The 25,134-nt window shown below is 69.4% G+C and carries 17 protein-coding genes and 1 tRNA gene; 4 read left to right on the forward strand and 14 right to left on the reverse strand.

What is annotated here, in order from left to right; all coding sequences use genetic code 11:
• Positions 1–59: 59 nt before the first annotated feature.
• Positions 60–1,778: a S1C family serine protease gene (locus tag LSF15_RS11750; RefSeq protein ID WP_232498726.1), complete on the reverse strand. Its 1,719-nt coding sequence runs from the start codon at positions 1,776–1,778 to the stop codon at positions 60–62.
• Between the two features lie 168 nt (positions 1,779–1,946).
• Here LSF15_RS11750 and LSF15_RS11755 point away from each other — a divergent pair, with 168 nt between their 5' ends.
• Positions 1,947–3,158, forward strand: coding sequence for a pyridoxal phosphate-dependent aminotransferase (locus LSF15_RS11755; RefSeq protein WP_232498727.1), 1,212 nt, complete (start codon positions 1,947–1,949; stop codon positions 3,156–3,158).
• Here the strand turns inward: LSF15_RS11755 and LSF15_RS11760 are convergent.
• Complete coding sequence (locus tag LSF15_RS11760; protein WP_232498728.1) at positions 3,074–4,018, reverse strand: carbon-nitrogen hydrolase family protein; 945 nt, start codon at positions 4,016–4,018, stop codon at positions 3,074–3,076. The genes LSF15_RS11755 and LSF15_RS11760 overlap by 85 nt on opposite strands.
• Before the next feature lie 119 nt (positions 4,019–4,137).
• On the opposite strand from LSF15_RS11760, the gene helR reads away from it, so the two are divergent.
• Positions 4,138–6,390, forward strand: coding sequence for an RNA polymerase recycling motor ATPase HelR (helR, locus tag LSF15_RS11765; RefSeq protein ID WP_232498729.1), 2,253 nt, complete (start codon positions 4,138–4,140; stop codon positions 6,388–6,390).
• Here the strand turns inward: helR and LSF15_RS11770 are convergent.
• The 10 genes from LSF15_RS11770 to LSF15_RS11815 all read right to left on the reverse strand — a co-directional run bounded on the left by LSF15_RS11770 (position 6,350) and on the right by LSF15_RS11815 (position 19,700).
• Positions 6,350–9,439: an ABC transporter permease gene (locus LSF15_RS11770; protein ID WP_232498730.1), complete on the reverse strand. Its 3,090-nt coding sequence runs from the start codon at positions 9,437–9,439 to the stop codon at positions 6,350–6,352. The genes helR and LSF15_RS11770 overlap by 41 nt on opposite strands.
• Positions 9,429–10,127, reverse strand: a complete 699-nt coding sequence (locus tag LSF15_RS11775; protein WP_232498731.1) for an ABC transporter ATP-binding protein — start codon at positions 10,125–10,127, stop codon at positions 9,429–9,431. The genes LSF15_RS11770 and LSF15_RS11775 overlap by 11 nt, the downstream gene beginning before the upstream one ends.
• Complete coding sequence (locus LSF15_RS11780) at positions 10,124–10,801, reverse strand: ABC transporter ATP-binding protein (protein WP_232498732.1); 678 nt, start codon at positions 10,799–10,801, stop codon at positions 10,124–10,126. Before LSF15_RS11780 ends, LSF15_RS11775 begins: the two co-directional genes overlap by 4 nt.
• Complete coding sequence (locus tag LSF15_RS11785) at positions 10,801–11,655, reverse strand: hypothetical protein (protein WP_232498733.1); 855 nt, start codon at positions 11,653–11,655, stop codon at positions 10,801–10,803. The genes LSF15_RS11780 and LSF15_RS11785 overlap by 1 nt, the downstream gene beginning before the upstream one ends.
• Before the next feature lie 229 nt (positions 11,656–11,884).
• Positions 11,885–11,958, reverse strand: a tRNA-Met gene (locus LSF15_RS11790).
• A 236-nt stretch (positions 11,959–12,194) separates the two neighbouring features.
• Positions 12,195–14,357: an alpha-galactosidase gene (locus LSF15_RS11795; RefSeq protein WP_308188465.1), complete on the reverse strand. Its 2,163-nt coding sequence runs from the start codon at positions 14,355–14,357 to the stop codon at positions 12,195–12,197.
• 9 nt (positions 14,358–14,366) lie between these two features.
• Entirely contained in the window at positions 14,367–15,695 is a 1,329-nt protein-coding gene (locus tag LSF15_RS11800; protein WP_232498734.1) for an ABC transporter substrate-binding protein, read from the reverse strand.
• Positions 15,696–15,748: 53 nt separating this feature from the next.
• Positions 15,749–16,555: a carbohydrate ABC transporter permease gene (locus LSF15_RS11805; protein ID WP_372459995.1), complete on the reverse strand. Its 807-nt coding sequence runs from the start codon at positions 16,553–16,555 to the stop codon at positions 15,749–15,751.
• Between the two features lie 128 nt (positions 16,556–16,683).
• Positions 16,684–17,628: a carbohydrate ABC transporter permease gene (locus tag LSF15_RS11810; protein WP_232498736.1), complete on the reverse strand. Its 945-nt coding sequence runs from the start codon at positions 17,626–17,628 to the stop codon at positions 16,684–16,686.
• Positions 17,625–19,700, reverse strand: coding sequence for a beta-galactosidase (locus LSF15_RS11815; RefSeq protein WP_269756399.1), 2,076 nt, complete (start codon positions 19,698–19,700; stop codon positions 17,625–17,627). The genes LSF15_RS11810 and LSF15_RS11815 overlap by 4 nt, the downstream gene beginning before the upstream one ends.
• Before the next feature lie 110 nt (positions 19,701–19,810).
• On the opposite strand from LSF15_RS11815, the gene LSF15_RS11820 reads away from it, so the two are divergent.
• Positions 19,811–20,863, forward strand: a complete 1,053-nt coding sequence (locus LSF15_RS11820; RefSeq protein ID WP_232498737.1) for a LacI family DNA-binding transcriptional regulator — start codon at positions 19,811–19,813, stop codon at positions 20,861–20,863.
• 9 nt (positions 20,864–20,872) lie between these two features.
• On the opposite strand, the gene LSF15_RS11825 is transcribed toward LSF15_RS11820, so the two are convergent.
• The gene (locus LSF15_RS11825) at positions 20,873–21,802 is read right to left on the reverse strand and encodes a helix-turn-helix domain-containing protein (protein ID WP_232498738.1); all 930 of its coding nucleotides are present in this window, start codon (positions 21,800–21,802) and stop codon (positions 20,873–20,875) included.
• A gap of 77 nt (positions 21,803–21,879) precedes the next feature.
• Here LSF15_RS11825 and LSF15_RS11830 point away from each other — a divergent pair, with 77 nt between their 5' ends.
• Complete coding sequence (locus LSF15_RS11830; RefSeq protein WP_232498739.1) at positions 21,880–22,845, forward strand: phytanoyl-CoA dioxygenase family protein; 966 nt, start codon at positions 21,880–21,882, stop codon at positions 22,843–22,845.
• A 94-nt stretch (positions 22,846–22,939) separates the two neighbouring features.
• On the opposite strand, the gene LSF15_RS11835 is transcribed toward LSF15_RS11830, so the two are convergent.
• On the reverse strand, positions 22,940–25,081 hold the full coding sequence (locus LSF15_RS11835) for a GAF domain-containing sensor histidine kinase (protein ID WP_232498740.1): 2,142 nt from the start codon (positions 25,079–25,081) through the stop codon (positions 22,940–22,942).
• Positions 25,082–25,134 lie beyond the last annotated feature (53 nt).

The raw sequence follows: 25,134 nt of genomic DNA on the forward strand, positions 1-25,134 counted from the left end.
GCCGAAGGCCGAGGTCGCGTGGACCCCGGCCTTCGGCGTGCGATCGGCTCGAGCGGCGATCAGCCCTCGAACGTGTCGAGCGTCACCTGCGCGGTCTGCGCTTCGCCGTCGCGGGTGAACGTGATCTCGGCCTCGGCACCGCCCGGGAGTGCCCGCACCTGTGCGGTGAGGTCGGTCTGGTCGGTGATCGGCACGCCGTTGAACTCGGTCACGACGTCGCCGGATTCGAGGCCTGCGGCCTCAGCGGCGCCGCCTGCCGACACCTCTGAGATGAGCGCACCGACGACGTCGCTCGACCCCTCGGCCTCGGCCGAGGTCACGGTCGCACCGAGCAGGCCGTGCGTCGCCGACCCGTTCTCGATGATCTCGTCGGCGATGCGCTTCGCGAGGTTCGAGGGAACCGCGAACCCGACGCCGATGTTCCCGGCCTCGGCGCTCGCGCCGCCCGCCGAGAGGATCGCCACGTTGACGCCGATGAGTCGCCCCTCGGAGTCGACGAGCGCACCGCCCGAGTTGCCGGGGTTGATCGCCGCGTCGGTCTGGATGACGGGCAGCGCCACCTGGCCGGAGCCACCGCTCGGCGCCTGCTGCTGCGACTCGCCGCCGTCGGGATTCGGCAGGTCGAAGAAGAAGTCGAACGGGCTCTCCTCGGTGCCGTTGCCCTGGTCGCCCTGCCCGCCCTGCGAGTCATCGGGGGTCGTCGGCGCCGCCGAGGAGGCGACATCGATCGAGCGGTTGAGTGCGCTCACGATGCCGTTCGTCACGGTGCCCGCGAGGCCCAGCGGGGCGCCGATCGCGATCGCCGAGTCGCCGACGTTGAGCTTGTCGGAGTCGGCGAATTCGAGCGGGGTGAGCCCCGAGGCGTCGATCAGCTTGATGACCGCGAGGTCGCTCAGCGGGTCGGTGCCGATGAGCTCGGCCTCGTAGAGGCGCCCGTCGTTGGTCTTCACCTGGATCGCGGGGTCGCCGGTCGCGCCGTCGAGGGTCACGACGTGGGTGTTCGTGAGCACGTAGCCGTCCTCGGACAGGATGATGCCCGAACCGGTGCCGGCACCCTGGTCGCCCGCGACCGAGATCGTGACGACGCTCGGGCTCGCCTTGGCGGCGACCGCGGTGATCTGGTTCACGGACTCGGAGTCGTTGACGACGATGTTCTGCGCCGATCCGGCGGACTCGCTCGAGGCCGGGCTCTGGTTGCTCGTGATGAGCGCCGTGATGCCGGCACCCGACGCGCCGCCGATGAGCGCGGCCGCGACGATGGCCGCGGCGACGCCGAGGCCGACCCTGCGCGGCTTGGGCGCTGCAGGTGCGGATGCCCCGGGCGCGATGCCGTTCGGAACGCCTGCCAGCGGCACCGTGGGCTGGGCCTGCGGTGCCTGCGGGCCGCCGAACGCGGGCGGCACCGGACCGGGCTGGGGCACAGCGGCGGCGACCGGGGTCGGCGCGGTCTGCTTCGCGTACTGCGGCGCGTGGTACGGCTGCGGTGCCTGACCCGGCTCGTAGACGGTGCCGGTCGCGGTCGCGGCCTCGGGAGCAGCCGGCGCAGGAGCGGCGGGCTCGACCGGAGCGGGCGCCTCGGCAGCGACATCCGATGCCGGCGCCGCCGGGGTCTCGGCCGGAGCAGGCGCCTCGGCGACCGGAGTGGTCTCGGGAGCGGCTGGGGTCTCGGCGACCGGCGTGGTCTCAGGAACCTGGGCCTGCGCCGACGGTGCGTCGGTGGTCTCGGTGACGTCGCCCTCGCGGGGCTCCCCCGTGGCGCCGTTCGTGGTGTCAGTCATGTCTGCTCCTTCCAAAGCCATGCCAGCATCTCGCCGCAAGCTGTGCACCCGATCGGCGGAGTCTATGACTCTGCTATCTGCGAGCGGTGATTCCTCCGAACACGCGAACCCGCGTCACCACCGCCCCGGCAGAAGCGTACCTGCCCGACCCTCGCGTACGGTGTGAGCGTGAGCGACTTCTCCCCCGCACCCGAGCTGGCGCCCTGGCAGCGCACCGCGGCCGGCGCCGGCCTGCTCGCCGACGACGGGCGCATCGCCGCCACGATCTTCGCCGAGATGAGCGCCCTCGCGCTGCGCACCGGGGCGATCAACCTCGGCCAGGGCTTCCCCGACGAAGACGGTCCGGCCGAGGTGCTCGAGGCGGCCCGCCAGGCCATCGCCGATGGCATCAACCAGTATCCGCCGGGCATCGGCCTGCCCGTGCTTCGCGAGGCCATCGCCCGCCACCAGCACCGGTTCTACGGCGTCGACGTCGACGCGGCATCCGAAGTGCTCGTCACGGCCGGCGCGACCGAGGCACTCGCCGCGACGCTGCTCGCGTTCGTCGACACGGGCGATGAGGTCGTGACCTTCGAGCCCTACTACGACGCGTACGCGGCGCTCATCGCGCGGGCCGGCGGCGTGCACCGTACGGTGCCGCTGCACTTCCCCGATTGGCGACCCGACCCCGACGAGCTGCGTGCCGCGGTCACCGACCGCACCCGGCTCATCATCGTGAATTCACCGCACAACCCCACGGGCGTGGTCTTCGACGACGAGATCCTCGAACTCGTCGTCGAGCTCGCCACCCGCCATGACGCGATCATCGTCACCGACGAGGTCTACGAGCACCTCACCTTCGGGGTGGCGCATCGCCCGATCGCGACACTGCCGGGTGCCTGGGAGCGCACGGTGTCGATCTCGTCGGGGGGCAAGACGTTCTCGACCACCGGGTGGAAGATCGGCTGGCTCACCGCCCCGGCGCCGCTCGTGACCGCCGTGCTCGCGGTCAAGCAGTACCTCACCTACGTGAACGGCGCGCCGTTCCAACCTGCCATCGCCGTCGGGCTCGAGTTGCCCGACGCGTTCTTCTCGGAGGCGGCCGCAGCGCTCGCCAGGAAGCGCGACGTGCTCGTCGGCGGACTCACCGCCGCCGGGTTCGCGGTGTCGACACCGCAGGCCGGCTACTTCGTGATCGCGGATGCCTCGCCGCTCGGTGTCGACGACGGCGCCGCGTTCTGCCGTGAACTGCCGGAGCGCGCGGGCGTGGTGGGCGTCCCCGTGTCGGCGTTCGTGCACGGGGACCGCCATGACGTCTACCGCAGCCTCGTGCGATTCGCGTTCTGCAAGCGGCTGCCGGTGCTCGAGGAGGCGTCGGCGCGGCTCCGGCGGCTCGGCTGAGCCGACCCGCCGGCGGGCCGCTGCTCAGCCGGTGGATCGTCGCGGACGCGTTCGGTCACACCGAACCTCCGCAGCGCGAGCGCCGGGTTGATCCTTCGCACGGCCTCGATGCGCTCGCGGGAGACCCAGGCGACCGCGACATCCGTCGTCTCACCGATCGTGGCGACCTCGACGCCCATCGGGTCGACGACCATGCTGTTGCCGGCGCCGACCGGCGGCGCATGGTCGGCCGCGGCGACGAAGATCGTGTTCTCGAGCGCCCGCGCCGTCGTGAGCACTCGCCAGTGCGCCTCTTTGAGGGGGCCGCGCACCCACTCGGCCGGCATGCACACGACGTCGGCGCCCGCGTCGACGATGCGGCGGGTGACCTCGGGGAAGCGCGCGTCGTAACAGGTCTGCAGGCCGAACGTGAGACCGCCCGCCTCGAAGACCTCGGGCGACGCGATCTCGCCCGGCGCCACCCACTCGGACTCGCGCTGCCCGAAGGCGTCGTAGAGGTGCAGCTTTCGATACCGGGCGACGACGCCCGTGCCGGGAGCGATCGCGACGACCGTGTTGGCGACGCGGGATTCACCCTCGAGACGCTCGATCATGCCGGCGACGAGGTGCGCGCCGACGCGGTCGGCCAGCGCTGCGAGCGACTCGGTGAACGGTCCTCCGACGGGTTGCGCGGCGGCGGCCCAGTCGGCGCCCGGCTGCGGCGTGAAGTAGCTCGAGTACTCGGGGAAGACGACCAGTCGAGCGCCACGCGTCGTCGCGAGCTCGGTGAGTCGCGTGATCTCGGCGAGGTTCGCCTCGGTGTCGTCGGACGGGGCGAACTGGGCGACCGCGATCGCGAATCCGGCGGTGTCGCTGTGCATGGCCACAGCCTACGGTGCGTCGTCGCGCGGGGTACGAAGAAGGAGAGCACGCTGTGCTCTCCACTTTCAGATTATCGGGTACCTGGGGCCTTGCCGCAAGGCCCCGGTCCTGGCGCACAATGGTCAGTCGAATTCGACGCGCCAACCGCGTTCGACCACGTCAACGAGGAGCAGCCCTGACCACGAGCGTTTTCAACCTTCCCGATCGACTGACAGACAAGGCCGACCCGGCGCTGATCGCCGTCGATGAACAGCGCTTCGCGGCGATCGCCGCGAGCCTCGAGCAGTCGATCGCCGATCTGTCCGAGCGCCTCGCCGCGAAGCGCCGGGAACCCGGCGGCAGCGGCGAGCAGGCGCTGGACCGGGATCTCGAGATCCACCGGCTGACCACCCGCCTGCGCACCCTGCGGCGCTATGGTGTCGACCTGTGCCTCGGGCACATCGTTCCCGAGGGCGACGGCGAACCCGTCTACATCGGCCGACTCGGCCTCGCCGACAGCGCGGGTCGCCGACTGCTCATCGACTGGCGCTCACCCGCGGCCGAGCCGTTCTTCGGCGCGACGCATGCCGACCCGATGGGACTGGCGAGCCGCCGCAGGTATCGCTGGACCCGCGGCCGCATCAGCGACTACTGGGACGAGGTGTTCACACCCGATGGGTTCGAGGGCCACCGCGCAGCCCTCGACGACCAGTCCGCCTTCATCTCCAGCCTCGGAGGCAACCGATCGAGCCGCATGCGCGACGTGCTCGGCACGATCCAGGCCGACCAGGACGCCATCATCCGCGCCGGTTCTCGCGGGGGCCTCGTCGTCGACGGCGGTCCGGGCACAGGCAAGACCGTCGTGGCGCTGCACCGAACCGCCTACCTCCTGTACTCCGATCCTCGGCTGGGCCATCGCCGAGGCGGCGTGCTGTTCGTCGGCCCGTCCCAGCCGTACCTCGAGTACGTCTCCGATGTCCTCCCCGGCCTCGGCGAGGAGGGTGTGCAGACCTGCACGCTGCGCGACCTCGTCCCCGGCGGAGCCGCCGCCGCGATCGAGACCGATGCCGAGGTGGCCCGCCTGAAGTCCTCGGCCGACCTCGTGCGGGCGATCGAAACCGCGGTCGGGCACTACGAGGCGCCGCCCGCCGAGGAGACGGTGGTCGAGACTCCCTGGTGCGACGTCTGGATCAGTCCCGACGATTGGGCCGAGGCGTTCGAGGCCCCCGAACCGGGGACTCCGCACAATGAGGCACGCGATGAAGTCTGGGAGGCGCTGCTCGCGATCCTGGTCGACAACCACGAGCGTGAGGACGTGCCGGGACAGCTGCTCCGCCGGTCGCTCGCGCAGAGCACCGAGCTCCGCGCGTCGTTCAGCATGGCCTGGCCGCTCCTCGACGCAGCCGGCGTCGTCGCCGATCTGTGGTCGGTGCCCGCGTACCTGCGGGAGTGCGCTCCGTGGCTGACGCCGTCCGACGTCGCGGCGCTGCAGCGCGACGACGCGCGAGCATGGACGGTGTCCGACCTTCCGTTCCTCGACGCGGCACGGCAGCGCATCGGCGACCCCGAGGCGTCACTGCGGCGGCGACGTCTCGACGCCGAGATCGCCGCCGAACGCGAGCGGTACGCCCGGGTCGTCGACGATCTGATCGCTGCCGACGACAGCGAGTTGCTGTTGATGTCGATGCTGCGCGGACAGGACGCCCAGAATTCCCTGATCGACGAGTCCTCGCTTCGCACGTCGGCCCCCGACGTGCTCGCCGGCCCCTTCGCGCACATCGTCGTCGACGAGGCGCAGGAACTCACCGACGCCGAATGGCAGATGCTGCTCGTCCGCTGCCCGTCGCGCAGCTTCACGATCGTCGGCGACCGCGCGCAGGCCCGGCACGGGTTCACGGAGTCGTGGCACGAACGCCTCGCTCGGGTCGGCCTCGACCGGGTCGGGCTCGCTGCGCTGAGCATCAACTACCGAACGCCGCACGAGGTCATGACCGAGGCGGAGCCCGTCATCCGGGCCGTGCTCCCCGATGCCAATGTGCCGACCTCGATCCGCAGAAGCGGCATCCCGATCGAATATGGGGATGCCTCGGAGCTGGGCGCGATCGTCGAAGCCTGGCTCGATGCGAATCCCGACGGCATCGCGTGCGTCATCGGTGCCGATCACCCCGCGCCCGAGTCATTCGAGGAGACTCCCCGCGTTCGGTGGCTCACCCCCGAGGTGTCGAAGGGACTCGAGTTCGACCTCGTCGTCCTCATCGACCCCGAGACGTTCGGCACGGGTGTCGAGGGCGCGGTCGACCGCTACGTCGCGATGACCCGGGCGACGCAGCGACTCGTCGTCCTCACCTCGCTCACTCATCACGCAGGAGCTCGGTGGGCTTCAACGAGTTGACCAATCGGGACGCGACGATCGACGAGACCAGCGTCGCGCCCAGGACGAGCAGGATGATCGGGACGAGGTCGCCGAACGGCAGGATGTACGCCGGGGTCAAGACGAACAGCGGCCGAAGCACCATCACGAAGTAGTAGCCCATGACACCACCGACCAGGATCCCGCCCAGCGTCCCGGCCAGCGCGGTGAGCGCGGCCTCGGCGGATATCAGCGATCTGACGGTCGAGTGCCCCAAACCCTGCGCGCGGAGCGTGACGTACTCCCGCCGGCGCTGAAGCAGGATTCCGAAGACGAATACGACCATCGTCACGGTGGCCATGGCGAGAGCGAAGGCGGAGTCGAGGGCGACCAGCCCCGAGATGTTGAGAGCGGCGAGACTCGACTGGTCCCGATCCAACGTCGTCTCCCTGGTGTCGATCTGAAGCGTGTCGGCCGACCCGGGGCCGGCGCGGAGCTCATCGACCGCTCGGTCCAGCGCTGCTTCGTCGGGCCCGGTGGATGCGAGGAAGAAGTCCGGATCCTTCGACGGCACCAGTTCGGTGTGCCGGCCGAGGTTCATGACGGCGTCGGCCCCGTCGGGGAACCCCGGGACGCGCTCGAAGAGCGCGGCGATCGTCATCTGCACCTCGACCTGCTCGCTGGTGGAGCGAACGAGGAGGACGAACAGCGGGTCACCCACCTCCGCGTGGAGGTAGTCCGCCATCTCCACGCTGACCAGGATCGCATTCGGGTCGGTCTCGAGGATCGGCAGCGACGACGAGACGGCCTCATCCAGAGGCGCCACTGTCGCGAAGCCACCTGGGTCGAGTGCGACGAGGTTCGCCGGATCGGAGGTGCGGGCGCTGCGCAGGATGACGTTGCTCACCCCGTAGACGACCGGCGTCACCTCGGAGAGGTGCGCCGAGCGGAACACGTCGGCGTCAGCGGCGGCATACGTGCGGCTCGATGTCGGCCTCGGCGTGATCCTGATGTCCGACCCGTTGGCGTACCTGGCGTCGGCGGCCTTCGCGGCGTCGTATGACGCCGTGAAGGCGGCGAGGCTGACCGCCAGGCCGACGATCAGCGACACCACGATCGCGCCTGTACTGATCGCCCACGGACGCCGGCCGACGCTGCGGCGCACGAGTCCAGGCGCCGGTCGACCGAACACCGAACTCGACGGAGGCCGAAGGCGGGTCAATGCGCCACCGGTGAATCGCGCGACGACCAGGCTGCCGGCCAGCCAGACGGCGAGCGGCAGCAGCAGCAGCGCGAGGTTCAGTTGGACGGAGCGCCCGAAGTACACCGACCCCGACGCCCCGCTGAACGCGTTCATGCGCAGCGCGATCACCGTGCCGAGGACCAGCACTGCGACCGCGACGAGGTCGAGCCGGAGGCGCCGCCACAGCGGGGCTCGCTCTCGCAGGCGCGCTCGGTCGTCGTTGATCTCCTGGTCGATCGATCGGCGGCCGGTGAGGTAGAGCGCCAGCCCGGTCGCCAGGAAACCGCCGAGCGTCCCGACCCATGCCGACGTGATCAGGCTGGCGTTGCTGGCTCGGGCCAACGAGTCCTGTCCGAGGATGACACCGGCTGCGATGTAGCCGGTGATCAGCCCGACGACCGCGCCCACGGACGTCAGCAGAACGGTGCGGACGGCGAGCATGCCCAGCAGGTGGCGGCGGCTCGCACCCCTGATCCGAAGGGTCGCCTGCTCGCGTCGCTGGGCATGCGCGAGCACGCTGCCGGAATACGCCGCGAGGATCGCGGCGAGGATCCCTCCGGGCACCCCGAGGAAGACGAACAGGCTCTTCGCGGTGCCCGCGTCACCGGTTGCGACGTCGAGGGTGTTCGTGATGTTGTCGAGCAGGTGATCCGGACTCGGGGCGGCCACACCCATCACCTCTCCGGCGATGGCGCGGGTCTCGCCGACCGCCGTCGCCGGATCGGCATCGAGCAGCTCGCGGTCGACCGTGATGTCGATCTCCTGCAGGGGTGGGTTCTTGAACCGCCCCGCGCCCTCCTGCGCGATCGCGCGCTCGTACGCGGGGAAGACGCGCTCGGCGAACAGCGCCGGTGAGACGATCACAGAGTTCCGGCTGTAGATGAAGGTCTCGAGATCGCCGCCTCTGCGGCTCGAGAAGAGCGATCGCGACCGCGAGAGGTCCGCGACCCCGGTGACCTCGAGCTCGAGCTCGGACCCGTCGGGCAACGCAACGGTCACGGAGTCGCCCGGTGCCACGGCCAGCGCATCCGCGGCCTCTGCGCTCACGACCGCACCGTCGGCGCTGAGGGCACCGGCCACGATGGAGATCGTCTCATCGTTGCCGGCGTACGCCTCGTCGAACCCGAAGATCCTCGTCGGGCCGAACGCGGTCGACGATGCGGTCGTCAGGGTGTCCGAGCCCAGGTCCGCGAGGGAGAGCTCGCTGGCGTGGGCCACGCCGGGCAGTTCCGCGATTCGCACGGCGAGGTCGCTCAACCCGGCCGAGGGCGGTCGGTTCGCGGCCACCGGCAGGACGGACTCACGGCTCGAGTAGGTCGAAGCGACACTGGAGTCGTCGAGCTGCGTCTCAGTAGCCGATTCCACGGCGTACCGGATGCTGTGGATGGCTCCAGGTGCGAGCGTCCCGAGGTTGAACCCGGCCTTGCCCGGTCCCGACGCGAGGGGATTGTCGGGAAAGCCCGTGATCGGCCGTCCATCGAGCGCTGCCGACGCGACGACGAAGTTCAGGCCCTCTGCAGGCACCGACCTGATGGTGACGTCGTTGGACTGCACGGTGCCGTCGTTGCGGACCGTGAGGTCCACCCACGTGCGTTCGCCCGAACGGAGGATGCCGGTGCCATCGATCTGCTGCGTGAGGGTGATGCTGTCGGCGGCCTTCTCGGTGACGATGCGCTGCATGTCCAGCGCGAGCGGCTGCACCGCTCGCTGCGTCATCGACGCGGAGAGTCCGTCGACGAAGAACAGGACACCGCAGAACAGCCCGATGCCGAGGCTCACCCCGATCAGCGCCGAGAGCGTCCGGCGCGGGTTGCGCCACAGGTCGGTGACGACGTACCTAGTCAGCATCGGTCGCCGCGTCATTCAGGGCCGGCTGCTCGAGCGCGATGATCCTGTCGGCGCGAGCGGCGACCGTCGGGTCGTGGGTGACGAGCACGAGCGTGGCGCCGATCGCTCGCTGGCTGTCGATCAGGGTGTCGATCGCACGCTCCGCGTTGTCAGGATCGAGCGATCCGGTGGGTTCGTCGGCGAGGATGACCGCCGGTCGGTGGATCACGGCGCGCGCGATCGCCGCCCTCTGGCGCTGCCCACCGGACAGTTGGTCGGGGAGCCGATCGCCCAGTACGGCAAGGCCGAGATGTTCGAGGAGCGCGTGGACATCGCCGTCGGGATGCTGGCCCGGTCGGGCGATGGCCAGCTGCAGGCCGACGTTCTCCTCGACGGTGAGATGAGGCATCAGGTTGTCCTGCTGGTACACCATGCCCAGGTTCTCGCGGCGGAACCGGATACGAGCCTTCTCGTTGAGGGAGGAGATCTCTGTGCCGCCGATGGTGACGGTTCCCGATGTCGGTCTGGCGAGACCGGCGAGCAGCCCGAGCAGCGTCGACTTGCCGCAACCGCTCGGGCCCATGATCGCGACCGTCCCACCGCCCTCGACCACGAGACTGCTGTGGTTCAACGCCCGCACGGTTCCACGCGCGGTCCGATAGACGACGACGAGGTCATGCGCGCTCACGGAGTTCTCGGAAAGGCTCATCGGCGTCGCACCTGGTGGTCGGTGATCTGGTAGCGCGATCCGACGCGGTCGGCCAATGCGGTGTCGTGGGTGACGTAGAGCACAGCGAGGTCGACAGCGAGAACGGTGTCGATCACGTGCTCGGCGGTCTCAGCGTCGAGTTGGCCGACGACCTCGTCGGCCAAGAGCACGGCGGGACGGTTGGCCGTCGCCACGGCAAGGGCGACTCGCTGCGCCTCACCGCCCGAGAGATGCCGCGGGAGATGGTCGGCACGGTGACCGACGCCGAATTGCTCCAGAAGCTCACGTGCGGCAGCCGGCGCGCGACGTCGTGCGACCTCGCCGCCGAAACCGAGCGCGAGCTCGACGTTCTCGCTGGCGGACAGGAAGGGGATGAGGTTGTCCGACTGCAGCGCGATGCCGATCGTTCGCGCCCGGACGTCGGCCCGTTCACGCTCGCTCCGACTGGTCAGCGGCTTGCCGTCGATCTCGACCGTCCCGGAATCGGGCTCGAGCAGACCCGCGATCAGTGCGAGGAGCGTCGACTTCCCGGTGCCCGAGGGCCCGATCAGGCTCGCCTTCTCACCGGATTCGATCGTGAGGTTCACCCCACTGAGCACCAGGATCGGATCTGCCCCTGCCAGGGTGTAGGACTTGGACACCGCCGTCAGGTGCACGGCTGGTGCGGTACTCACTATTCCGCCCGGGTCGATATGGGTGCGGCGCCGAACACCTCCGGAGCGGCGCTTTCGCGGGCATGGGCTTCAAGGGCCAACACCATGTTGCTCGCCTCCGTCAGTCCGGCGGGGCTGAGCTCGACGAAGTTCAGCAGCTCGAAGCGGTCCTTGTGGATGCTCGCATCCAACGGCACGTTCTTGATCACCCCGACCCCTGGGGCGTACGACTTGTTCTCGTTGTCCGGCGCGCCGGCCGTGCCCTCCTGAACCACGCGCACATCGTCGTAGCATCCGAATGCCACGCACTGTTGCGTCCCGATCTCGGCGGGCATGCCCACCTCGGCGTCCTCGCCCGGTATTTCACCGATGCACCACATGGGCGTGTCGATCGTGACCTCGGCCGGGGCGAGGATGCCGAGCGTCTGGCCCTTCGCAGCACCGAGCCAGGCGTCCTCGGTGTTGGTGTACTCGCCCCCCTCGTAGTCCTCGGTATACGCACCGAGGATCCAGACGTTGCCATCACGGTCCAATGCGAAGTAGTCGATGCCCACCTGATTGATCTCGCCGGAATCCGTCCCCTCGTCGAGCATGGCGATGGCGGGGACCCCGTCGATGACCCGGATGACGTCGGTCATCGTGGAGATGACCTCGTAGGGCACTTCGCGTCCGCCCACCAGCGTCGAGCCGCCCCGAACCCATTGCAGCCCTGGTTGGGTCGGATAGTAGGGATTCGTGTTCAGCGTGGGATCGACGAAGTTCTGCGCATCGAACGGAACCTCGGTGCCGCAGCCCTGGGTCTGCGACCCGGATGCGTCGGGTGACCCATCGGTACAGCCGGTGAGCGCCGCGACGGTGGAGACGATCGCCGCCACGAGAACCGCGCGCCGTATTCTCGAAGCCCGAGTTCGGGCATCGTGTCGAGAAGGCACTTCAGTGTGTGGGCTCACGCAGGTTCCTCCCGTGTGGCTGGCACCCTCCCCATTGTCGCATCGAAGGGGTGTTGAAGCGTATCCGTGATCCGCTGAAACCAGCCTGAACGCGGTATTCGAACGTGCCGATGCGAAGGGCCGGTCAGAGTTTCTTCTGACCGGCCCATTGTTGTTGCGGGGACAGGATTTGAACCTGCGACCTCTGGGTTATGAGCCCAGCGAGCTACCGAACTGCTCCACCCCGCGGCACCGACTGCCTTTCGGCAGTCATCCCTCGAATGATCACTCGTCGGATCGAGATTTCTCGATCGAGCCATCTGCGATGGTCCACCCAGTTTACGTCACGGTTCGAGTCCGCTCGACCACCCTCGACCCGAATTGGGATCGGATCGCGCCGAGTTGTCGCCGAGTGATCAAATGCTCGGTGCCAGCGGGCCAGGCGGCCGCACCGCCACCGGGAGGTTCGCCGCGGCGAAGTGCGCTCAGACCGCCGATGGGTCAGACGCGGTATCGAGTTCGAGCACGATCGCGTTCTCAGGGGCGAGGAGCGGCATCGGGAGTCCGACCTCGCCGAGCAGCCGCCCGGTGAGCCGTGCCTCACCGGCGTCGAACCACCGAGGATTCGCGTCCTGCACCGTTCGGACGGGCCCGAAGTCCAGCACGCGCACCGTGTACGTCACGTCCGGGTCGAGACCCGGCATCCGCACCGCCGGGGGCAGCGCGGTGTCAGCAGATCCCGACATGGCGACCGAGAAGATCGCCTGACGGCGGTCGGATGCCACGACGCCGTGGACGAGTTGCGCCGGATCCGCGGCATCCACTCGCACGACCGTACCGGAGTGCAGCATCGGCCGCAGTCGCCGGTACGCGGCGACCCACCTGCCGACGGCCGCGAGTTCGTCCTCGGTCGCCGACGCGAGGTTCCATTCGATGCCTGCGCTGCCGAAGAGCGCCGTGGCGAACCGGAACGAGAGCTCCGCCGTCCGCCATGTCGTGTGCGCCCGGGAAGCGCCCAGGTGTGCACCGAGGTACTCGGGAGGCACGACGAGGCTCGTGTAGCGATGGATCGACTGCCGTTCGAGCGGGTCGTTGGTGTCGCTGGGCCAGACCCGGTCGGTTCGTTCGAGGATGCCCAGATCGATGCGCGCACCGCCCGAGGCGCAGGACTCGATCTCGACACCTGGGTGTGCGGCGCGGAGGCGATCGATCAGGTCGTATGCGGCGCGCGTCTGCGCGTGGGCGGAACCGCCGAGCAGGTCGCGATTGTGATCCCACTTGAGAGAGGCGATGTCGTACTCGGCGAGCAGCCTGTCGAGGCGATCGAAGACGTGGTCGGCGGCGCCCGGAGCGCTGAGATCGAGCACCCGCTGGTAGCGCCACTCGGGGTCCCCGTGGCGCCCGAGGACCCAGTCAGGGTGATCGCGCGCGAGCTCGGAGTCGACGCTCACCATCTCGGGCTCGACCCAGAGGCCGAAGTCCATCCCGGCGTCGCGAACCCGATGGATGAGCGGACCCAGCCCGGTGGGCCACACGGCCGTATCGACGGTCCAGTCGCCGAGTGCGCGGCGGTCGTCACGGCGGCCCTGGAACCAGCCGTCGTCGAGCACGAACCGCTCCACGCCGACGCGGGCGGCCGCGTCGATGAGGGGTTCGAGCCTCTCCATCGACTGGTCGAAGTAGACCGCCTCCCACGTGTTGAGCACCACCGGTCGTGGTCGACCCGTGATGGTGGACCACGAACGGACCCACGGGTGCAGCCGGTCGGACAGCCCGTCGAGCCCTTCCGACGAGTACACCGCCACCGTCCATGGCGTCTCGTACGACTCCCCTGCCGCGAGCGCCACTTCGCCGGGCGCGAGCAGCTCGCCGCCGCCGAGGGTCGTGGGCCCGAGTGCCGAGCGCTCGACCCACAGGTCGGTGTCGCCCGACCATGCGAGGTGCGCCGCCCATACCTCGCCGTGGCGGAACCCGAAGCCCGGGGTGCCCACTGCCATGAGGAACGCATCGTCGTGACCGCCTCGGCCGTGACGCGACTCCCGCGCATGCACCCCGTGCTCGAGGTCTCGTCGGATGGGTCGCCGCTCATGGCTCCACAACCCGCTGAAGTCCAGCACTTCGCGCGCACGCCGTGGCAGCGGCAGCACGGCGGCTGCACGACCCACGCCGAGCGGCGAACTCCCGTGGTTCTCGATGCGGTGGCGCAGACGCAGCACGCCGTGGGGCGCGAGCTCCACGCGGGTCGAGACCGCGACGGACGCGTCGGCGTCGACGAGGGCGAAGGTGAGCGCGCCGCCGTCCACGGCATCGCCGTCGCCGGCGATCGACACCGAATCGGGGAGGAGTTCGAGCCGCGGGGCACGTAGGGCTCGCGCAGCGGCGAGGCCGTCGGTACCCGCCGCATCGCGGAACAACTGGAGTCCGGGCCGCCCCGACCAGCCCTCCCCCACCGTGGGCAGAAGAGTGAGTCGCAGGGGCGTGTCGATCGAGGACGGGGGCACGGCGGGCACGGATGCCTCGGCGAGGGCCGTGAGGGTGTCAGCGTCCATCGCCCCGAGATCACGACCCCAATGCACGACGGCGGGCACGCCCGTGCCGCGGGCGTCGACGACCACGCTGACGCCCGCGGCACGGAGGTGATGGATCACGGCGGAAGGTTACTCCGCGACCGGGATCGACTGGGCCTCGAGGGTCGAGATCGTCGACTCCTGGCCCTTCGTGAGTGCGTCGAGCAGCGTGCCGTCACCGCTCGCGGCGGCTTTGAAGCCGTCAGCGACGTCGGCGTACGTCTGCGTCATCGTCGGACCCCAGACGAAGTCGGGGTTCACCTGGGTGGCCGCCTCGGCGAACACGTCGTAGATCGCCTGGCCGCCGTAGAACTCCACGCCCTCCTTGAGCACGGGCAGCTCGAGGCCGGCGGTGGTCGCGGGGTAGATCTGCGCCGTCTGGTTGAGCGACGTGAGGCCCTCTTCAGAGGTGTTCAGCCACAGGGCGAACTTGGCGGCCTCGTAGAGGTGCTCGGTGCCCTTGAAGACCGCGACCGACGAACCGCCCCAGTTGCCGGCGGTGGCGTCGCCCTCGTTCCACTGCGGTGCGAGTGCGACCGACCAGTTGCCCGACGTGTCGGGAGCACCGCTCGCGATGGAGTTCGCACCCCATACCGCCGAGTTCCAGCTCCAGACCTCGCCCGAGTTGTAGGCGTTGTTCCACTCGTCGGTCCAGGCCGGGTAGGTCGAGACGAGGTCGTTCGCGATGAGCTCCTGCCAGTAGTCGGCGACCTTGGTGGACTCCTCCCCCGTCAGGTCGACGGTCCACGCGTCGCCGTCGTTCTGGAACCACTGTCCGTCGGCCTGCCAGACGAAGCCCGCGAACTGGTTGATGTCGGTCTGCGAGAAGTTGGTGATGTACCCGCCGAGCGCGCGGATCTTCTCTGCCGCCGCCTTGTACTCCTCCCACGTCGCCGGCACCTCGATGCCGTTCTGCTCGAAGAGGTCGCTTCGGTAGAAGAGGCCCATGGGGCCCTGGTCCTGCGGCACGCCGTAGACCTCGTCATCGGTGCCGAGGGTCACCTGGCCCCAGGTCCAGTCGACGAACTGGTCCTCGGCTGCGACGACGTCCGCGCACGCGGCGAGGTCCTCGAGACCGTCCTGCACTCGGAAGTTCGGCAGCGCGTCGTACTCGATCTGGCCGAGGTCGGGTGCGTTGCCGGCCTCCAGCTGGTTGAAGAAGTTCTGGTACGTGCCGGCGTTGCCCGACGGCCCGGTCTGCACCTCGACCTGGATCTCGGGGTTCTGCTCGTTCCAGATCGCGACGGCGTCCTCGATGCCGGGGATCCAGGACGTGAACGTGAGGGTGACATCGCCGTCTGCGGGCTCGCAGGAGGCGGAGTTGTTGTCCGAAGCTCCGGTTTCGGCGGAGCATCCGACCAGCGCGAGCGCGACGGTCGAGAGCAGGGCTGCAGTGACCGCTCGTTTGGTGTGACGCATGGTGTTCCTTATCTCGGTGGGGTTGGCCGTCCGAATGCTGCCGGACGGGGTTCTCACTTCAGCGCGCCCGTGCCGAGGCCGGTGCGCCAGTACCGCTGAAGCAGGAGGAAGGTGACGATCAAGGGAATGATCGACAGGAGCGCCCCGACCAGCACGAAGCTGCGGAGCTCGGGGAACTGGTTGATGGACGAGTTCCACGCGTACAGGCCGAAGGTCACGGGGAACAGTTCTTCGCTGCGCAGCATGATGAGCGGCAGGAAGAAGTTGTTCCAGATCGCCACGAACTGGAAGAGGAATACCGTGACGAGCGCCGGGAACATCAGACGGATCGACACCGTGAAGAAAGTACGCACCTCACCTGCGCCGTCGAGGCGGCTCGCCTCGAGCAGCTCGTCGGGCACGGAGGCCTCGGCGAAGACGCGCGTGAGGTACACCCCGAACGGGCTCACCACGCTCGGGAGGAAGACCGCCCAGAACGTGTCGGTGAGCTGCACCCGGCTGAACAGCAGGAACAGCGGGAGCGCGAGAGCCGTGGCCGGCACGAGCACGCCGCCGAGCACGACGTTGAAGATCGCCTCGCGGCCAGGGAAGCGGTACTTCGCCAGTGCGTACCCGCACATCGCCGCGAGGAGCGTCGCGACGAGCGCGCCGAGCCCCGCGTAGAGCAGGCTGTTGAGCATCCACTTCAGGTACACGCCGTCGCGGTACGCGAAGAGCGCGGCGACGTTGTCGACGAACGCGAAGTCGGCGAACCACAGGGGGTTCGTGCCCAGGAAGTCGGCGCGGTCCTTCGTCGAGGCGACGACGAGCCACCAGATCGGGATGAGGAAGTAGAGCGTGAAGACGCCCATGACGAGCATCGCGCCGGCACGCGGGATGAAGCGCTCCTTGGGCCCCCGCCCGACGGGCGCGATGCGGCTGTGGTCCTCGTCGGACGACTCGAGGCCGCCCTTGGCGCCACGGGGGGCATCGGTGTCGATCGCGGCACTCATGCTTCTGCCTTCCGTCGGGTGATGCGCAGGAACGTGAAGGAGAGGACGAACGTCGCGACGGCGAGCACGACCGAGAACGCCGCGGCGAGGTTCACGTTCGGGATCGCGGAGGTCGCGTAGATCGTCATGTTCGGCGTGTAGGTACTCGTCACCGCCGAGCTGAACGACCGGAACACCTGCGGCTCTGCGAGCAGCTGCAGTGTGCCGATGATCGAGAAGATGGCCGTGAGGATGAGCGCGGGCCGCACGAGCGGGATCTTGATCGACCACGCGATGCGCGCCTGTCCTGCGCCGTCGAGCACGGCCGCCTCGTAGACGTCGGCCGGGATCGCGAGGAGCGACGAGTAGATGATGAGCATGTTGTATCCCACGAACACCCACGTCACGACGTTCGCGATCGACCAGAGCACCAGGTCCGCAGAGAGGAAGTCGACCTCGCGGGTGAGCGCCTGGAACGGCGAGAGGTTCGGCGAGAACAGGAACCCCCACATGATCGCCGCGATCACGCCCGGCACCGCGTACGGCACGAAGAACGCGAGGCGGAAGAACTTCTTGCCGCGCAGCAGGGGTGAGTCGAGCAGCAGGGCGAACAGCAGTGCGAGGCCGAGCATGATCGGCACCTGCACGACACCGAACATCAACATGCGGCCGACGGAGCTCCAGAACGGCTCGCTCTGGAACACGAGCGCGTACTGGGTGAGACCGCCGAAGACCTCGGTGGCCTCGCCGAACGTGCCCTCACGCTCGACGATGAGCAGCGACTGGTAGACCGCGTAGCCGATGGGCACGAGGTAGAAGAGCAGAAACAGGAGGCCGAACGGCGCGACGAACGCGATGATGGCACCCGGATGCTGGAGGCGTCGGCGGGTCCGCGTCGGCGAGGCATCGGTGCCAGTCGGGCCAGCGCGCCCGGCGGCGGGAGTGGTGACGGGGGCGGTCATGCCGAAGCTTCCTCTCTGATGACGCGCACGGCTCCAGCAGGAACCGTGAGCGATCCGGTCACGGCGTCGCCGGTGACGAGCTCAACGCCGCGTGCGGCGAGTTCGACGTCGTCGGCGCCGTGGTTCACGACGAAACGGTATGCCCGGTCGTCGCCGACTCGGCGGGTGATCTCGACCGTGGCGGATGCCCCGGCCTCGGCCTCGACGCCAGCACCGGCGATCACGTGTGCGACGAGCGCGCGCAGGTCGCCGGCCTCGAGCAGCGTGCCCAGGTACCAGGCGTCGCCGGCTCCGCTGCCGGATGCCCCGACTCGGCGCGTGATCGCGGGGCGGCCCGCGGCAGGGCCGTCGGCGAAGACGTCGACGACCGCGGCATCCGTCGCGGTGATGCGCTCAGCCCAGAGCGATGCTGAGGCGCCGGACTCGAGGGAGAGCGCGGTGCCGGGGAGCACGGGCGCGAACTCCTCCACACGGATGCCGAGCAGGTCGCGCCACGCGCCGGGGTAGCCGCCAGGGCGCACCCGGTCGTGCTCATCGACGATGCCGCTGTAGAAGGTCACCAGGGCGTGGACGCCGGCCGCAACGGCCGCGTCGACCGCTGCGGCCTCATCGCCGCGCACGAGATACAGGCCAGGCACCACGACGAGCGCGTAGCCCGTGAGATCGGCGCCCGGGCGCACGATGTCGACCGTGACGCCGAGCTCGTGGAGCGCGGCGTACAGCGCGTGCACCTGGTCGAGGTACTCGATCGCGTGGGTGGGCCGGTTCTCGGCGTCGCTCGCCCACCAGGCCTCCCAACTGAACAGCAGGGCCACATCGGCGACGACACGCGTGCCGGCGGCCTCCTCGAGGCGGTCGACGATCGCGCCGAGTTCGAGCACCTCGCGCCAGAGCTCGGAGTCCGTACCTGCGTGCGGGAGGAGGGCCGAGTGGAACTTCTCCGAGCCCTGCAGCGACGCGCGCCACTGGAAGAAGCAGACGGCGTCGGCGCCGCGGGCAACGTGGGCGAGGGAGTTGCGCAGCATCTCGCCGGGCGCCTTTGCAAGGTTGTGCGGCTGCCAGTTGACCGAGCCCGTGGAGTGCTCCATGAGGAGCCAGGGCTCGCCGCCGGCGAGTCCGCGGGTCAGGTCGGCGGCGAATGCGAGCTCGGTGCGCGGGTCGCCGAGCCGATGGTCGAGGTAGTGGTCGTTCGCGACGACGTCCATCTCAGGCGCCCAGGTCCAGTAGTCGAGATTCTTGACGTGCGCAGTGACCATGAAGTTCGTCGTGATCGGCCGGTCACTGTGCCTGCGGATGACGGCCGCCTCTGCCCGGTAGTAGTCGAGCAGTTCGTCGGACGAGAACCGGTGGAAGTCGAGAACCTGGCCCGGGTTGCGGGTCGAGACCGTCAGGCGCGGCGCACCGATCTCGTTCCAGTCGGTGTAGCGCTGGCTCCAGAAGCTCGTGCCCCACGCCCGGTTGAGCTCCTCGATCGTGCCATGCCGGCGCTGGAGCCAGGCACGGAACGCACGCACGCTCGTGTCGCAGTAGCACAGGGCGTTGTGGCATCCGAGCTCGTTCGAGACGTGCCAGAGGGCGACCGCCTCGTGGTCGGCGTACCGCTTCGCGACGGCCTCGACGAGCGCGAGCGCGTGTTCACGGAACACCGGCGAACTCGGACACCAGGCCTGTCGTCCGCCCGGGTGCCGCGTGGTGCCGTCGTCCATGACGGGGAGGATCTCGGGGTACCGTGTGGTCAGCCACGGCGGCGGCGACGCGGTCGCGGTGCCGAGGTTCACCCGGATGCCCGCGCCGTGCAACAGTGCGATGACCTCGTCGAGCGCGGTGAAGTCGAACGATCCATCGGGGCCCTGCAGTGCCGACCAGCCGAAGATGTTGATGGCGACGAGGTCGACACCGGCGTCGCGCATGAGGGCGACATCGTCACGCCACACCGCGGGCTCCCACTGCTCGGGGTTGTAATCGCAGCCGAACGCGATGCCCTGATGGACGAAGCGGGGACGGGCCGCTGCTTCGGCGGGAACGGGGAGCCCGATCGGGCTCGGTGCCAGCGTCGCTGCGTGGTGGTTCAAGGTGCTCCCGGGTCGCTGTGTGAGATCTCTGTGAACGTGCACAGTTTTCAGGAGACGAACTCGTCTTCGAGAGTCTGTGAACGTACACAGAATGCCAGCGCGTCGACCCGATGTCAAGCATCGATCACAAGTACAGTGAGTGCGTGAGCATCCCGACCCCACGACCGAAGCGCGCGACAGTTCATGACGTCGCCGTCGAAGCGGGCGTGTCGCGGGGTACCGTCAGCCGCTACGTGAACGGCGAGCGCTACGTGTCGGCCGCGGCGCGCGAGTCCATCGAGGCGGCTATCGTCAAGGTCGGCTACGTGCCGAACACGGCAGCCCGCAACCTCGTGATGCAGCGCAGCCAAGCCGTCGGCTTCATCGTGCACGAGCCCCACGCGCTGTTCGTCGAGGACCCGAACATCGGTGAGATCCTGCTCGGCGCGAACACCGCGCTCTCCGAGGCCGACCACCAGATGGTGGTACTCATCGTCGACTCCGAGCGCGACACCGACAGGGTCGCCCGCTACCTCTCGGGCGGCTTCGTCGACGGGGTCATCATCGTCTCGGCTCGGGCCAACGATCCGATCAGCCGCGTTGTAGAACGCCTCGCGGTGCCCGCCGCCTACGTCGGACACCCGCCGGGGGCTTCGACGGCATCGTTCGTCATCATCGACAACAGCGGTGCCGCCCGCGCGATCACCGAACGACTCATCGGCACCGGCCGGCAGCGCATCGGCATGATCGCCGCCGCGCTCGACCGCGACTCCGGCGCCGACCGGCTCGCAGGATTCACCGCGGCTCTCGGCGACCGCTTCGACGAGCGACTCGTCGAGGCTGTTCCGCTCTACTCCTACTCGGCCGGCCGCGACGGGATGCAGGCACTGCTCGAGCGCGCACCTGACATCGACGGCGTGTTCGCGGCATCCGACGCCGTGGCAGCCGGGGCGCTCGAGGCGCTGCGGGCCGCGGGCCGACGCGTGCCCGACGACGTGGGCGTCGTCGGCTTCGACGACAGTGCGTGGGCGAAGCGCACGCTGCCTGCGCTCTCGACCGTGCGGCAGCCGGCCGCCGGCCTCGGCCGCCAGGCGGCGCTCCTCGTGCTCGACCAGATCCGCGGTGTGTCAGCGCCCAACGAGATGCTCCTCGACTCCGCGATCGTGTGGCGCGACTCCGCCTGACGGCCCGCATCAGCGCGCAGACGCACCCAGACGACGACGATACGCGGCCGGCGGTTCGCCGCACCGCTGGCGGAAGCGCGCGTAGAACTGGCTCTGCGAGCGGAACCCCGCCGCGATTCCCACGTCGGACACCGGCAGGTCGCTCGTGAGCAGCAGGTGCTGGGCGTGCGCGACGCGGCACTGGGCCAGGTACTCCCCCATCGTGATGCCGAGCGCGGCGCGGAACACCGTCATCGCATACTGCGGGTGCAGGTGCACCTGCCGCGCGACGTCGTCGACGCGCACGTCCTCGTGCGCGTGCTCCGAGATCCAAGCGGCCATCTTCGCGGCATCGGGTCGAATGACGGAGGCCGCCGCCGCAGACGACCCGGGCTCGGCCGACGCGGCTCTGGCCGCACGCCGCGTGAACGCCTCGATCTCGAGGGTCGCGGTGCGCCGCTCGTCGTCGTCGCCCGCGAGCTCGGAGTGCCACCCGGGGACGCGTTCGTCGAGTGCGAGCGGGCGGCCGTCCCCGTTCGCGCCGCCCGCATCTGCATCGCGCGCGCCACCAACGTCGAGGAGCACGAACTCGCCCGCGAGCATGCTTTCGACGAACCGACGCTGCGTCCGCCAGCCGAGGAATCGCTCCAGCGGAACGGTGAGCCAGGTGACCGCGTGGCCGGTCGTGTCGCTCACGAGCTGGTGCGGGCGCGCTGCCCAGAACACCGCGAGGCGGCCGGCGGGGATCGCCAAGGGGCGTCCGTCGACCAGGTAGTCGAGGTCGACGTCGGCGAGGTTGAACTCGAGGTCGTCGTGCCGGTGCGCAATCGTCATGCGGCCCGCGGCGCCCTGCCAGCACGCGATACCGAACGAGTGGCGCCCGTGCGCGGCATCCGTCATCGTCTTGGTCTTTCGCTCCGCACGCCCGGCGCCGTCCTCATCATCCCGGAATTCTTGCATGCCAGACCGGAAGTGGAGCGGAATCCTCCGGCCTAGCGTAGAGGCATCCGCTCGCAATCCTCGAAGGAGCCCCCCGCATGACCCGCTCCGAGCCGGCCGCAGCCACGGCCGTCGCCGCCCCCGTCCCGCCGCGCGACTACCACCTCACACCCGAGCAGGTCGTACAGTTCGACCAGCAGGGCTACCTCGTGCTCCGCGGGCGCATCCCCGCCCCGCTGCTCACCCGTCTGCAGCACGCCGCCGACGTGTGGATCGCCGAGGGCCGGGCGATCGACGAGGGTGATCCGGCGGCATCCGATTACCAGTGGGCCGCCCGAGGTGGGGAGCGGCGCATGTTCCGCGTCGACTATCTGCACGGCAAGGGTCAGCCCGCCTCTCTCGAGCTGCTCGGGAGCCCGGCCGTGCTCGGCATCGCCGAGAGCCTCGCCGGGCCCAACGCGGTGCCCACCTACGAGTCGCTCGTGTTCAAGGACGAGGGCGACGGCGCCGCGATCGACTGGCACCAGGACGCCGTGCACCCGCGCACGCACCGCATTTTCAACATCGACGTGTACCTCGATGCATCGCGGGCCGGCGAGGGCGCGCTGCGCGTGGCGCCCGGCTCGCACTTCGAACCCGTCGACGTGTGCCAGTTGCAGGAGGAGTACGGGTGGGATGCGCCGGGCGTCATCCAGGTCGAGCTCGAGCCGGGCGATGTGCTCGTGCACGACGTCATGGTGGTGCACGGCTCCGAGGCCGTGACGGGCAATCGCCTGCGCCGCACGATCTACTACGAATTCCGAGCCGCGGAGCAGATCGCCGCCGAGGGTCCGTGGGATGCAGAGTGGGTCGACCGCCGCCTGCGGCTCATACCGCTCGGCCTGCGCGAGCACGTGCGCACCGACGGCGACGCCGAGCAGTTCACGTGGAACATCGCGCCGTCGCTCGCCCCCACGCTCGGCGACGACGACGCGGCCGAGTTGCGCATCGCGCACCTCGTGCACTCCCCCGGCTCATACTGCAGTGCCGGCAGCGTGCCGTCCGGAGCGGACGACGGCGCGTAGCGAGGCGAGTTCACCGGGCCGACCTCGCCGCATCCGCGGCCGCGAGCGGCCCGGGCGCGGCCGTCGGCGTACCCGCTGGTCTGGTCGAGAACCGTCAGCGGATGTCGACTGGGAACTCGGCGATGATCGTCGTGCCCTGCCCGGGCGGGCTCGTGATGGCCATCGTGCCTCCGAGCGCCTCGACACGGTCGATCAAGCCGAGCAGCCCGGAACCCTGCGACGGATCGGCGCCGCCATCGCCATCGTCGCGCACGAGCAGACGCAGTCGCCTCTCGGAGTGCTTCACTTCGACGACGGCCGCGGCGCCACGAGCGTGCTTGGCTGCGTTCGTGAGCGCTTCGGAGACCAGGTAGTACGCGGCGATCTCCACGGACGGGGTCAACGTCGGGATCTCGCGCATCCGCAGCGTCGCGGCGATCGGACTGCGCCGCACGAGGCCGCGCAACGCGCGCTCAAGGCCGCCTTCGGAGAGGATCGCCGGGTGAACGCCACGCGAGAGCTCGCGGAGGCTCTCGAGCGACTCGCCGAGTTGATGACGAACCTGCTCGATGGCCGACCTCGCTGGTTCGTCGGGTGGCAGGAGAGCGTGGATCCGGGCCAGCTCGATCTGCTGGGCGACGAGCCGCTGCTGGATCCCGTCATGGAGGTCCCGTTCCAGGCGGCGGCGAGTCTCGTCGACAGTCCGCACGATGCGGGCACGGGACTCGACCAACGCTGTGCGCGACTCGAGATTGCCGATCGCCGTCGCCACCAGCTCCGCGAACTGCCCCATTCGCCTCTCGGTCTTGTTCGGCAGGGGATCTGCCTGCAGTGTGACGACGACGATCACGCCCCAGAGTTGGTTGTCGACCCGGATCGGCACGGCCACAGAACCGGTTATCCCCGCTGCACGGGTCATCTCTGCAAGCTGGCCGGTGGCGCCCTCCCAGATGTCTTGACGGGCAGGTCGGCCGGTGCGTCGGGCGATCGCGGCCGGATTGTCTCCCTGCAGTGGGATGCGTGCGCCGACGTAGCCGGCCATGGCCGGTTCACCAGACCCTGATACGACGGTCGCACTCTCGTCCGGTTCGAATCGCAGCATCGCTGCTCCGTCGACCGAGCTGAGCGCGACGGCCTCATCGAGGATGGTCGTCAGGATCGCCGGCCGGTCGCCGCGGGCCACGGTCGTTGCGACCCGCCGGAGGGCGGCCTGCTCCTCGAGCAGGGATTGCAGTTCTGCTCGGGCCTCCAGATTGGACATGGCCAGTGACACCAGTTCGGCGAACTTCGCTATGCGTGCTTCGGTGTCGTGAGGCAGCGGTTGCGGATCTTCCGAGCCCACGATCAGTGCGCCCCACAGTCGGCCGTCGACGCGAATCGGCGCGCCGGCTGCCGAGCGCAGTCCCTCCGACCGCATGATCGCGCCGAGCGCCCCTACTACGGGCCCGAAGTCGTCCACACGGGACGGCAGCCCGGTGGCGAGTATCAGGCCGGCGACGCTGGTGCCGGTGGTCGGCACGGTCGTACCGGTCGGAGTTCCGGCAAGTAGCGGCCCCCAGCTGGCGACGAAGGTCCCGGTTCCGTCATCGTTGTAGCGGATCAGTTTCGCGCCGCGAACCTTGAACAACCGGCCGAGCTCTTCCGCCACGACGGCGAACACGTCGAACGGTGGGACTGCGCGAGCCACCGCCTCCGCGACGCGACGCAATGCCGCCTGTTCGTCCAGCAACTGCTGAAGCTGCGCTCGCGTACGGGCGTTGGCCACCGAGGCCGCGATCAGCCGGGCGAAGGCCTCGAGCCGGAGTTCTGCATCGCCCGGCAGATTCTCGCGCGTGGAGTGGACGAAGAGCGCCCCCCACACGTGACTTCCCAGCAGGACTGGCACGCCCACAGATGCGCGGACGCCGAAGCGATGTCTCAGCGCGACGCCGACCGCATCGTCGATCTTCGCCCATTCCTCTTCGCGCACCGAGGCGCCCTCGTCGATGAGCCGACGGGTGACCTGGTCTTCGGAGAGGGACCATCCGTCGAGCATCACGGTGGGGTCCCCCGTCGCGGCCCAGGCAGCCCGCACTTCGACGAGGTCGCCGGGCGAGAATTGCAGGATCGCGACGTAGTCGGCGCTCAGGAGTTGCGCGGCGAATCGGGCGACGGTATCGAGCAGATCGCGCGGGGATGCTCCGCCGGCAATGAGTGCTGCGGCGGCTTGGAGGGCGGCCCGCTCGGTATCGGATGGGCCGGCGTCCGACATGTTCATGGCAGGACCTCATCTGTATTCGAAGCCGTTCCTCGCCGGGATGCTGCCTACAG

Source organism: Agromyces humatus, assembly GCF_021228295.1.
GTDB classification, from domain to species: domain Bacteria; phylum Actinomycetota; class Actinomycetes; order Actinomycetales; family Microbacteriaceae; genus Agromyces; species Agromyces humatus.